The sequence below is a fragment of the Bradyrhizobium cytisi genome (genome assembly GCF_008123515.1).
Taxonomy (GTDB): domain Bacteria; phylum Pseudomonadota; class Alphaproteobacteria; order Rhizobiales; family Xanthobacteraceae; genus Bradyrhizobium; species Bradyrhizobium cytisi.
In genome coordinates this window covers 1-12,572 of record NZ_VSSR01000088.1, presented here as the reverse complement: position 1 = coordinate 12,572, position 12,572 = coordinate 1, and the positions used below count along the sequence as shown (strand labels likewise).

At 58.1% G+C, this 12,572-nt stretch carries 7 protein-coding genes and 3 pseudogenes; 4 read left to right on the top strand and 6 right to left on the bottom strand.

Annotated elements, in window-relative coordinates; translation table 11 throughout:
* The coding region (locus tag FXB38_RS39070) for a hypothetical protein (RefSeq protein ID WP_246230488.1) at positions 1-231 on the top strand (231 nt) is incomplete at its 5' end.
* 190 nt (positions 232-421) lie between these two features.
* Positions 422-1,040: pseudogene (locus FXB38_RS39065) on the top strand (DMT family transporter); the annotation flags it as partial.
* Positions 1,041-2,728: 1,688 nt separating this feature from the next.
* On the opposite strand, the gene FXB38_RS39060 reads toward FXB38_RS39065, so the two are convergent.
* From FXB38_RS39060 to FXB38_RS44260, 6 genes and pseudogenes are all read right to left on the bottom strand, one after another.
* A complete protein-coding gene (locus tag FXB38_RS39060) occupies positions 2,729-3,826 on the bottom strand; it encodes an IS5 family transposase (protein ID WP_148756232.1) in 1,098 nt (365 codons plus the stop codon).
* A gap of 745 nt (positions 3,827-4,571) precedes the next feature.
* Positions 4,572-5,468 (bottom strand): TauD/TfdA dioxygenase family protein, encoded by an 897-nt coding sequence (locus FXB38_RS39055; protein WP_148756231.1) that lies wholly within the window; start codon positions 5,466-5,468, stop codon positions 4,572-4,574.
* Positions 5,469-6,726: 1,258 nt separating this feature from the next.
* Positions 6,727-7,377, bottom strand: a complete 651-nt coding sequence (locus tag FXB38_RS39050) for a CoA transferase subunit B (protein WP_148756230.1) — start codon at positions 7,375-7,377, stop codon at positions 6,727-6,729.
* Positions 7,377-8,114, bottom strand: a complete 738-nt coding sequence (locus tag FXB38_RS39045) for a CoA transferase subunit A (RefSeq protein WP_148756229.1) — start codon at positions 8,112-8,114, stop codon at positions 7,377-7,379. The genes FXB38_RS39050 and FXB38_RS39045 overlap by 1 nt, the downstream gene beginning before the upstream one ends.
* Before the next feature lie 1,090 nt (positions 8,115-9,204).
* Positions 9,205-10,725, bottom strand: a complete 1,521-nt coding sequence (locus FXB38_RS39040) for a porin (protein WP_148756228.1) — start codon at positions 10,723-10,725, stop codon at positions 9,205-9,207.
* 151 nt (positions 10,726-10,876) lie between these two features.
* Positions 10,877-11,492, bottom strand: a pseudogene (locus FXB38_RS44260) (transposase); the annotation flags it as partial.
* Between the two features lie 148 nt (positions 11,493-11,640).
* Here FXB38_RS44260 and FXB38_RS39030 point away from each other — a divergent pair.
* Positions 11,641-12,090, top strand: coding sequence for an AMP-binding protein (locus FXB38_RS39030; RefSeq protein WP_246230486.1), 450 nt, complete (start codon positions 11,641-11,643; stop codon positions 12,088-12,090).
* 220 nt (positions 12,091-12,310) lie between these two features.
* Positions 12,311-12,572, top strand: a pseudogene (locus FXB38_RS39025) (IS701 family transposase); the annotation flags it as partial.

Below are 12,572 nucleotides of genomic sequence, written 5' to 3'. Positions count from 1 at the left end.
TCTCGGACAGACACTAAGGCATTTCGCAATACGGTTATGGCACTCACTTTTGTCCTAGTCGCCGGCAGCGATATTCTTTGGAATTTCGTGAATAGCTATATCGCCTGCGGCCTTGCGCTGGCTGCTTTAATCACCGCCGGCCTTTGCATCGAGCGCGCCTTCATCGAGCGGTCCCGTCGCGAGATGGTTCGTCTCCACGGCGCGGACTGGGATTCGGCAGAGGACCAATAGCCCGGCGCATGACCACCAGCCGTCGCCACGCTCGTCATCGTCTCTATCAATGGGCGACCTTCCCTCATTGCGCCCTGGCTGCTCTGCTTCGTCCTGAGAAGGCATAAGCGGTGACGGCGGAGACGACAGGCCTGCCCCTGTTGTCGGAATGCGCCAGCGCGGTGCGCATGAACTGCACGCGGTGGTCGTTGCCGCGGCGTATCTCCCGCTTGCTGACGTCGTAACCTATTATCTTGCTTGTCCGATCTTCGTCGCCGTCCTATCAGGACCGTTCTGCGCGAGCAGGTCGGGTGGCGCCGCTGGAGTGCGATTCTTGCCGGCTTCGGCGGAGTTCTGATCGCGCTTCGTCCGTCGGAACAAAGCTTTAGCTGGCCAGCATCAGTGGCACTCTGCGGCAGCGTCTCGTTCGCCGGAAGGATCCTAATAACCGGCCGATTGCGAAGGACACCTGACGCGGTGATAGCTACCTCGCAATTTGTCGGGTCGTTTCTATTAGGCGCAGTGGCCTCGCCGTTCGGCTGGGTAACCCCTATGCCGCGAGATCTTCCGCTGTTTGCCGCATCCGGGATGATCTCAGTGTGCGGACTATTGTGCCTCAGCCGTTCGCTGAAGCTCGCGCCTGCGAGCAACGTGGTGCCGTATCAGTATTCCCAGATCTTATGGGCCTTGGTCTTTGGTTTAATTTTTTTCGGCGATGTGCCATCATCGGCAACGCTCGTCGGCGCCGCAATCATTACGCGGGTTTCTACATATTTCTGCGAGAACGAAGGCTGCGCCGCGAGCAGCGGCCGGTCGGCACTGTCGCGTAATGAGATCGGCGGCGAGATTTCGACCCGCCGTTCGGCTCACGTTCGGGCCAGACCATCATCTCTTGGCGAGAAACTTGGTTCAGCAGGCAATGGTCTCGCCGGAAGGTCCGACAACAATGATATCGTTCTGCTTGAACCTGGTCGTACGGCACAGCTGACGGAGTTCTGCCCACAACGTTCAGGAAGTTCTATAAGGATCAGATGTTCCGGGGTCGAGGCCGTTGCGTCTAGCTCTCCGGATGTCCGTGCCACAACGAGGGCAAGGAGCGGTTTTTCCGAGCTGAGCGTCTCGCACAAGTTAGGCGCCGTGCTGCGCAGTTCGCGTCGCCGCGCTCGCACGCGAGCGCCCGGGGTGATCATTGATGGCAGCCGTTAGTTCCGGAAGATGACCAAAGTCTCGCATTTCCCATGAACGCAGCGAGATTGTGGGAGACGCGTTCCAGCTCCGTCGGACCAGGCCACCGCAGATGCGATCCCGACCGTCTGGCGCGTGCTTTGCCGGCGTACTTGATTGAGGAGCCGTCTCCATTGCGCTTGCGATCCGCGACGATCCGGTCGAATCACGCCCTGCCTCGTCGGCCAGTTGCGCCGCATTGGGGTTGTCGTCATGGTCCCACGGCACGTCGGGCTGCCTGTGAACTGCCCAACAGATCAAGGCGTTGCAGCAATCGACTAGAAGCGCGGTACTAATGGATGCTTCTTGGGTGTCAACGAGAGCCGGCCTTTGAAATTCTGGTCAACCGCTTCATAAGCTCACCTTGGTCGGCTATTTGGTTGCCGGTACCGGTAAGAGTCGCCGCAAGTCCGGCTTGCATTTTTAGTCGCACATTTGGGTACGTTGCCCGCTATTCTTCGGCACGCAGCGCCTCAACTTCCGCCAGCACCGCTAGACGCAGCGCAGTGCGCCGAACCAATCATTTTCGCACAAAAGATGCGGGACGGGCACGAAAATCGCCCTCTATCTGCGCACTAACTTGGTATCCTAACTATTGTGCACGGGACGATCAAGCGTCTCGCCACTCATGTTCTCAGGGATGACGTTGTCCGATGAGTAATTGATCTGCTCAGTTCGATTCTCTTTCCGTTCTCCTTGGGGCTTTTCCTCCCTCCACTTGGCCGCGCGTAATTCGCGCGGCCTTTTTTTTGTTAGTTCTAGGGCTTTGCGGATCCCCTGCGGAGCTGGGACTGACGTGTTGCGGAATCGGCAAGGCATAAAGTCATCAATTCGACCTTGAGGATGGCATTGATGATGGCGTTGGGGTTTCGGGGGGCAGTCGAAGGGGTTCACGTCGTTGAGCCTGCAGACTGCGACGATCGATGAGAACAGCGCGCAGCTTTTGGCTCCGACCTCATGGCCGGAAACGAGTGCGTTTTTTTCAATCGGCCTGATCGCGTTTTCGACAGGGTTGGTCTCGAGCTCAAGATGGCCGTCGAGGAAGCGAGTGAGTCCTTCCTAGGGAGGGAGGCCGTAACGGTCGTCTTCGGCAAGTCTGGACCCTGAGAAGATTATCGTCACTATTTTTTAAACCACGGTTTGAAGGCGCCGACGATTGGGGCCTAACAGGCTGCTGAAAAATGGGTCTTGAAGGGCGATTTTCCTGATGTGCGGGGCGAGGATGAGCCAATCGATGGGTGGTAAAGAGCGCTATACGCGCAGTTTTCGCTCATGTTTGACGCTCCAGACAGACTCATCCCGTTGCTGCCAGCATCTTCGGAATACGAACGAGATTGTAGGCTGCGGCGGTGAGCACGAAGAACCACTCGACCAGGCCTCGGCCACGATGCCGGGTCTTTCGCAGACCGCCGACCGTCTTGATCCACCCGAATGGTTCTTCGATCCGCTTGCGCTTGATCGTGCTGATGCGATAGCCGGGATGCCGGGTCGTGCGCGCGTCGATCGCCGAGCGGCGGTTGGTGTCGTTCTGCGAGACATGCGGCGTGCAGCCGCGCTCGCGGCAACCGGCGACAAAGTCGGCGGTGTCATAGTTCTTGTCGGCGCCCACGGTGCTGCCCGGCTTGGCGTTGTCCTCGATCATGTCGAGAGCGGTCGTTCGCTCCGCCGTACCGTTGGCCTCGGTGAGGCGCGCATCGACGATCAGCCCGTTGCGGTTCTCCATCATCAGATGCCCCATGTGGCAGAGCTTGGCCTCCTTGCCAGCGCCCTTGCGAAACAAGCGGGCGTCGGGGTCGGTCGTCGAAGAATGCGTGTCGTTCTTGCGCTTCTCGCCATGGAAGTCGCGCTCGACATTGCGTCCCTGACCGCTGCCCGATTGCTTGCCAGATGGTGGATCGCCGCCATCCTTCGGCACGAAGCTCTTCATGCTGGCCCAGGCTTCGATCAGCGTGCCATCGACGGAGAAGTGCTCACTGGACAACAGCCCACGCACCTGCGGCAGGTTCAGCACGGTGACAAAGAACTTGGCCGCGATGTCGCCGTCGAGCAGCCGATCCCGGTTCTTGCAGAACACGGTCGCATCCCACACCTGATCGTCCATCGACAGACCGACGAACCAGCGGAACAACAGATTGTAGTCGAGCTGCTCCATCAACTGCCGTTCCGATCTCACCGTGTAGAACGCCTGCAGCAGCAGCGCCCGCAACAGCCGCTCCGGCGGAATCGACGGTCGGCCATGGCGGGCGTACAACCTGGCAAAGTCGCGCGACAGATCCTTCAGCGCCGCGTCGGCCAAGTCGCGGATCGCACGCAGCGGATGATCCGCTGGAACGCGCTGCTCCAACCGCACGTAACTGAATATGCCTTCCGACCGCTGATCTGCCCCGCGCATCGCATCCCCCAGCCCAAAGGAATCAGACACAGGCACGGAATCACACTCCAACCAACTCGCAAAATGACTTTTTCAGCAGCCTGCTAATGCTCCTTTCGAGCGGCAAGACGGAGCGCGATCACCTCGAGCCGACTGACGCGGCCTCCATTCGACACGTCCAATTGGACAATTGGACTTCCATTTTGCCCTCTGTTTCCTACGAGCTTCCACTAATCATTGGAGGCTTACTTGTCCCTTTACGTCAGCTCGCGCACGACCGGATCGTCGTGGCGCTAACGTTCATTCAGCAAATAAGGCGACTGTCGGAAACGAGCGGCCAAGGGGTGTACGGTGCGAGAAGGCGATCCAGAGGGAATAATCCACATAGGCGTTAGGCGCTCTCAAAACGGCGGGACAGCGGGAAAGTCGGCCTCCCGCTACTCGGTTCGGCGCCGCGCTGGACAGGTCCCCAGAGACAACCAGCTGCCCCGATCGCTCAGCTCGAGGTTTATTCGACCGATCCAGATAGAATGTGCCAAAAAATGATTATACGAGAGACCGAGGGAGGGCAGATCGGTTCGGCGGTTCATCTCTCGCACAAGTATTATCGTTTGATAGAAACGTGGTTTAAAGATCTAACGCCGTTTCGCCGCGAATTGCCCGAATTTAGCCGTTGTAAAACCCTCGCGCCTTGTCACCAGGTTTGATTGGTCACTCACCACTCGAACAACAGTGTTCATCGTTATGGTCCGGTTCGACGAAACATCTATGCAACATTGGCTGAGCTCGATTGCTTACCGCGTTTCACACTGCGATGATTGTTCGCGCTGAGCGGCAGATCACCATCGTTTGTGACGCGGCATAGGAAGGGATGCTGATCATTAACTGGGTAATGCTGTGTCACGCGATTGTCCCAGACCGCCAGATCGCCTGCCCTCCAATTCCATTGCACTACATTTTTTGGTGCCGTTACGTAGGAATGAAACAAGCCAAGCAGTTTCTGGCTCGTATATCGCTGAAGTCCTACGACTTGCCGCACGTCTTTGCCGAGCATTAAACAGCGCTCACCTGTCTCGGGAAGAACTTGAACCAATGGATACTTTCTTTCGTAAGCCGGTCCAGCAAACGTATTTCTCTCCACCTCGGCGGCTTTCGTTTTGGAAACGACATCGTCAGATTTGCCGTGGACTACCCAGAGATCATCAGCGAACCTTCGCAACGGCAGCGGAAGACCAAGATATGCAGCTGCCGTGTTCGACCAAATGATGTCACCACCGTTGGGCGGCACGTCGCGCATGAGGGAGATTCTCTGGTAATCGCGGTCGAAGGTAAAGTCCCTATCTGGCTCATCAACGCGGCCGTCACCTTGACCGGACCGTGATTGTAGGAGCGAGGGTGCTCCATCGAACTCGAACACTGTGGGATGCGGAATTAGCTTACCGAGCCGAGCGGCAATTTGCTCCTGCTCCGCACTATGTAGATGATCTTGGTTACGGAAGAATAGCACTCTATGCTCTAACAGGAGTTGATTGATCGCCTCGATGATCTCCTCGGGCAAGTCGCTGGACAGCTTGAGATTGTTGATTTCGGCACCCAGCCGCTTCGCACGTCTCACTACCTTTGCAGCAGGAATGATGCTATCAATGGTCGCCGACTCTATCATGATCGCATTCTCGTCATCGCGACACTTGCACAACGCTCCGCAATGCGCCGGTCGCAGAAAGCGACAGCGGAGAATGTCCTCTTAGCCTATAAGGCGTCCGGCTCGACCGCGCCTTGCTTTGGCGAGCGCCACATCATTAGTGCCCAAAGCCGGGCAGCTCTGCCCCGCCGAATCCGGGCAATGATAAACCCATCGATCAGACGAACGGTTTCGGAGACCACATTCTGGTGACCGGTTTTGACATACCAAGCGACCTAGCGTTTACGTTGTAGATGGTAGGGGCGATTTGTGTCGTGTCAATGAAACGAAAATGGTTTTATTTTTGCCGGCGAGCAACATTTGCTTCGATAAAATGCGGACGTTAATACAATTGCAGTGCGCTGATTTTGTTGAAGACAGATTTGAAGCGATCGCAGAGCTTTCTGCTGGTTCATAGCGTACGGGAAGGGCGATCATACTTCACCTCGGCGTGGCGCTCCTTTCGTATGTTTCTACGGTCATTTTCAGCCACGCCCCTGCGGGTTCTCGCACCGCTAGGTCGGCCTGTGACGATCGAAATACGGTTCGCCTGCGTAAAGACACGGAACGTGATCGAACAAGGATGACGGTAAGTGTCGAGCAAGGATTGAGCATCGAACCCGTCGTCTCCTCACGCAATCGGATGCTGCGATAGCATGTCCTTAGACGCACGAGGGCGGGTCGTTTTTCGTCTTCGACGTCCCTTCCCGCGACCAATGCTGTACAATCCAGCTCGTAAGTTCAGTTTGACGCCGATACCGCCGCGCCGAGTTTCGGATCGTAACATTGGCTTCGTAGCCAAAATGATCGCATCAGCGTATCGCGGTGAGCAACTTCAACGTCATGGTGCAACCGTCACAGCCGTAGTTGGTAAAGCCGCAAATTCTATTCGCCATATCGGTTCATCTCAATTATCCCGCGCTCACTGGATGAGATCTCTCCGGCAAGCCAGAGCTGTGGGGTGAAGGTCTCATCGAATGTAGTGAGCACGTTGTAGAATATAAAATGCGTGGGTGGTCAGTAACATTAAGACTGTTCACGGCATCGAGCGTCTCGGCGGTTGGTTCGTAGCAGCCCCGATTGTGATCCTGCCGCCGCGACGCGGGTTGGAGACATTAAGGTGGCCACCGCACCGCCACGGAGCAAAATATACCGATGTCGATCTATCTAACAGTTCTTGATGAAGTCGATGCCGTTCAGGCGCAGACCGTTTGTCATGCGCGCCCCCACAACGAAGACCTTACGTATTCTTCAGCGCGACGCGGAATTCGGCTTCGGTCTTGGCCTTGACCTCGTCGAGCGAGACGCCGTCGGCAAGCTCGATCAAGGCCATGCCGCCGTCACCGTGCTTGTCGATGGTGAAGACGGCGAGATCGGTGACGATCATGTCGACGACGCGCTCGCCGGTCAGCGGCAGGTTGCACTTCTTCAAGAGTTTCGGGCCGTCCTTGGCCGAATGCTCCATCACCACGACGACGCGCTTGACGCCGGCGACGAGATCCATCGCGCCGCCCATGCCCTTGACCATCTTGCCGGGGATCATCCAGTTGGCGAGATCGCCGTTCTGGGCCACCTGCATGGCGCCGAGGATCGAGAGATCCATGTGGCCACCGCGGATCATGCCGAAGGAATCCGCGCTGGAGAAATAGGCGGTCGACGGCAATTCGCTCACGGTCTGCTTGCCGGCGTTGATAAGGTCGGCGTCCTCTTCGCCCTCATAGGGGAACGGGCCCATGCCGAGCATTCCGTTCTCGCTCTGAAGGCTGACGTCGACGCCGTCCGGGATGTAGTTCGAGACCAGCGTCGGGATGCCGATGCCGAGATTGACGTAGTAGCCGTCACGCAATTCCTTAGCTGCGCGCGCAGCCATTTGTTCGCGGGTCCAGGCCATCAGACTTCAACTCCAGTGCCGGCCGCCGGCGCGCTCGCCGGGCGCGGGCGGGTGTTGCGGAATTCAATGCGCTTCTTGGCCGTGCCGACCTCGACGATGCGCTTCACGAAGATGCCGGGCGTGTGGATGTGGTCGGGATTAAGTTCACCGGCCGGAACCAGATGCTCGACCTCGGCCACCGTGACCTTGGCGGCGGTCGCCATCATCGGGTTAAAGTTGCGTGCGGTCTTGCGGTAGATGAGGTTGCCGGCAGTGTCGCCCTTCCAGGCATGCACGATGGTGAGGTCGGCGAACAGGCCGCGCTCCATCAAATACTTCTCGGCGTCGAACTCCTTCACTTCCTTGCCCTCGGCGATCAGCGTGCCGACGCCGGTCTTGGTGTAGAAGGCCGGGATGCCGGCGCCGCCGGCGCGGTTGCGCTCGGCCAGCGTGCCCTGCGGATTGAAGTCGAGTTCCAGCTCGCCGGCGAGGAATTGCTGGGCGAACAGCTTGTTCTCGCAGACATAGGACGAAATCATCTTCTTGATCTGGCGGGTTTCCAGGAGGCGGCTGAGCCCGATGCCGTCAACGCCGGCATTGTTGGAGACCACCGTCAGGCCCTTGACGCCGGAGTCGCGGATCGCATCGGAGAGCACCTCGGCAATGCCGCAAAGGCCGAAGCCGCCCGACATGATCATCATGCCGTCTTTGAGAATGCCGTCGACAGCCGACTTCGCGTCAGGATAGACCTTGTTCAAGAATGATTGACCTGATGGAGGGGCGCCAGAGGGCCGGAGACGCCAACAGCGAGGCCGACTAGGTACGCTTAGGTATAGGAAGAAAATCGACCGCTGTTGCCATTGGCGCGCATGCATCCGGCTATTTTTTTCTTTGTTGCAGGACTTCCTCAACGGAGTGGAGGACGGTCAGTTCGTGCCGTGATCAATCGCTTTCCGGCCTGCTTCGTCAGGTCAGCTACGTTAGGCTTTAGTGCAACCACCTTCCGAGCTCGCGACTGATGCGAACGCATTGCCAAAGCGGCTCGATCAGCGTAACGGCGCGTTTACGAAAACATCAAGACGCTCGGACATCGGCCCGTCATCGGTTCAACTCGGAAGATCGGATGGACCGGGACCATCTCTGGCATCGGCAGGGCGGTGCCAGCAACACCGTCCTCGCCGCCGTCGGCTGCAACTTCCGTCGCCCCATCCGATGACTCGAGCTCTTGTTGCACCAAATCCTCGTCCAGCTCATCCCCCGACATCAGCTCGCCGCGAGCTGAAGTGCGGGCTCTTCACGGACGACGGTCTACAAAGCCGAATCCCCGAATATGCGGGAGGCAACGCGCGGTCCCGGCGGGCATGGGCGCAATAGCGCTGTTGCCGATACGTTTCGGCTCCTTGTTGATCCCAACCGTTCTGAGCCTACGATTGACGCGGTGCTTGCCTTAAAAACGCTACGACCGCCGCCCCATGTTGACCCGATAAAGAGGCAAAGGTGCCGGTCATGAGAAGCGCGCAGGACTCCATATATTTGAAGTTGGCAAATTACCTTTCTTTTGAATCTGGATTGTGGGCTGGAATAATCGTCGGAGCAACGGCGATAGAGCTGGCATCGAAAAGAACTACTGGATCGGCTGCTTGCCTGACGACATGAATGCAAGAGCTACCACGGCCGATGCGCATCAAGCCAATGCTTCCACCCGGCTCAATCATCTTCTGACGCTCGGCCGGCTCGAGCGTGATGGCTATGCACCCGTTCTGAGGCATTGAATCCAAAACGGCCTTCGGCGGGCATGCCGAAGGCCTTCTTGGGGGTCAATACTTCTGCTTGGAATATGTCAGTGACTCAGAAGCTGCGCGTGGCGACGAGCTGGATCGCCAAGCTACGTTGGTCCTTCAGCTCATACACCCCAGCCGGTTTTGCGATACCCGATTGCAGCGGCAGAACAACCGTGCTTCCGCTCGCGTATTTCTGGTCAATCATGCTGTAGTCGAGTTCTGCCGCGAAGGATAGATTCTTAACCGGTGTCCAAACGGTTCTTGTACCGACAACAGCATAGTTGAAATCGGGGTTACAACCGGAGGCCCCACTGGAAAGTGCGAGACTCGCGACGAATGCACCACAGATGTATCCCTTAGCTGTGCTGTTGTAGCGCACAGCGCCAAATCCACCGAAGATGCTGCTAGACCAGTGTGGATCCCAATTGTGGTTGTACGCGCCATTGAAGCCGTACGCTGTGGTCAACTCCTGGCCAGCGCCTGCAACAAATACGGAATCGGAAGCACCAGCGATTCCAAGGCTCTGATAAGCACCCGCCATGCTCGTACCACCATACCTCGCGAAGCTTGTCAGTGTAGAATCATGGAAGACATAACGGGTTGCGCCCTTCGCATATACGCCCGTCATATTGATCGAGTCTCCGGGGCCGGTCGGGATATTTTTGATGGACAGCGCCAGCTGACCAGCCCAGCCCCACTTGTCGCTCGGATAGCCGGTGAGCTCTGTCGCGCCATGGTAGGCGGCATGGTTGTCGTGCGCGGCGAGCGACGCTTGAAAGAGGCCCCAAGACTGATCAATGCGAAGGCTCGCGATGAGGTCTGGAGCCCGCGAACCGCCAATATCGTTGGCACCGTACGTGCCGGTCGCAAGACCTGCAGCCGTCGCGGCGCTCACGTTCCAGATGTTGGATTGGTCATGCTGGACCTGATCCTGAGCCGAGAACGAGGCCGTGATGCCCTGGCCGAAGTCAGCGGTATAGCTGACTTGGTTCACTTGGTCGTAAGCGCTGCTGCCCGGGAGTTCAGCGTAATTCCCGGGATACTCGCTCCAGGGCGTAGAAAACTGAGAGATCGCCTTGCCGAACGTAAAGCCGGCGAACTGGATAAAGGCCGTCCAGACGGCGAGCTGACCGCCACCAACGGTTGCGTTCGTTCCGACGCTGTTGTAGGTCGTTGCACCTCCTGTTAGACCCGTACCCGCACCGTTGTAGCCACCCGTTGTCCATTGAAACACAAGTTCGGAGAAGGTTCGAACCACGCCGTACTCGGTTGCGGTCCGCGTATCAACAGTCAGATATTGACGCGCCCGATACGTATAGTAATTGCTCAAGCGGTTCGCCGCACCACCAACGCCCGAGTCCGCGTTAACGCCCATGCTATTGGTGTTCAGCATCATCCAAGCACGCAAGTAACCACCGAGCTTGATGCAAGTGTCAGTGCCCGGCATATAGTAAAATCCGGCGCCATATAACGAGCAGATCTTCACGTACTCGACGGCCTTCGCCTTCACCGGAAGATCGGCGGCTTGCGCGCCGACGCCTGCAAGCATTGCCGCAGAGCCAGCTATGAGATACTTCGCAATTTTCATGGTGGTCCCCCTTTGGCGCGGATCTCCCATCCGCCAATCTGGCTTGATTAACCCAGCCCAAAAGTCGAGATTCCCTGATGTGAGGCCCCGCAAGCCGGAATTCTGCGCAAATTTGGAGAATTCGAATATCTGCGACCCATCCGCATGAGTCACGAAGCCTAGACTTCTCTTGCCTGGCGACCGTCTTCATCCAACCGAACCTCCTCGATGCGCTTTCGGAGGCCGTGGCTGACGGCATGGCTGCTGTGCCGGGTCGGTCGCCAGTCGATCGCAGAGCTGCAGCCGCTGGTGTTCTGTGCAATGCGGCGTCGCGTTCATCGAGCGCAGCTCGTTGACGAAGTCTTCTGCATCGTAGGCTTTGTCGGCGCCAACCGTGGTCGCTGTTGGCCGGTCGGCACGACGCTCCTCATCTGCAGCGTGACCACTTGTTCAGCACGCCCGTTCGCCAGCGTCAGGCAGGCGTCGACCAGCAGGGCGTGCCGGCTTTCGATCAGCCCATGCGCGGTGAAGCAGTACAGCGTGGCGTCGGCATCGGTGATCGAAGCATGGTGTGGCTGGAGCTTTTCTAGCCATGGAAGTCCGCTACGATATTGCGGCCGCCCCTTGCGCCGGCGCTCACCGGAGCCATTGTTCGCTACGCTCTTCATCATCTAGGCCTGGCGTCCGCCGTCGACCGAGAAGTCATCGCTGCACCCGAGCTTTTTCGCCCTGGGCTGCGCGAGTAGCGGTGCGAGGAACTTGGCCGCGATTTCGCCTTCCAGCAGCCGAGGCGGTTCCGGGAATGCAGAAAAATCACCGCCAATCGGCGCAAGAATCCGAATATGTGACCGCGTGTAGCAAAGATGCCCTTGCGTCGACGCTCTTGCGTTCGCCCCGCAAGATCCAAGCGGTTCTATAACCGCCTCAGCGAACTCGTTGGTCTTTGCGGTGAGCCGCCACTCTTCCCGGCAAGCCTTATACGACCGCCTGTTCGCCTCGGCGGCTTCTGATCAGTCTGTCTGCATAGAGAAAGATGACGGCACGTGGCTTACCTACGCCGAACTCGCTGCGCTCAGCGGCCAACTCGCAAGTTATCTGGTCAGCATTGGTATCGGCCCCAACCACCGCGTCGCAGCTAAGATAGAAAAGTCCGTCAAGGCGGTCGCACCTTATCTCGCGACGCTCCGCGCTGGCGCGGCGTATTTGCCGCTTAATACCGCATATACGCCAGCGGAAACCGAATATTTCGTCCGCGACGCGCGATCGACACTGATCGTGTGCGATCCGCGCGAGCAGGCTGACCTGCTTTCCATTGCTGCAAGGCTGGCGCGCGGGTCGAGAAGCTCGATCAGCAGGGTAAAGGTACGCTCATGGACGCCGCAGTGAGCTTGCCCGCGGATTTCGATACGATGCCGCGTGCGACAGACGATCTTGCAGCCATCCTCTACACCTCGGGCACGACCCGGCAGGTCCAAAGGTGCCATCTTGAGTCATGGCAATCTGGTATCGAATGCTCTGACGCTGGTTGAGCAATGGCGTTACTCGAAGGGGGATGCCCTAGCATTACAGTTGCGTTGTTTGAAAATGTCTGAATCCATGGGTAACCATGATTCGGAGGTCGTGGACGCCAGCAGCGTCGATCGAGGAGACGCTTGCGTTGTGGGCGGCGTCGCTTCGAGAGATCAAGAAACGGATACGTCCGTTGTTCACGCAAGAGCGTGTGGCGACGAATGCAGGCCTGTTCCTGGAAGGTCTGCTCGGAGATGAGCAGCGCAAGACCGGTTGGATGCGGGCGGAGGCGGCTGGCGATCCCGGCCCATGGCGGCAGCAGGCAATTCTGGGCCGTGGGGATTGGGACGCTGATGCCC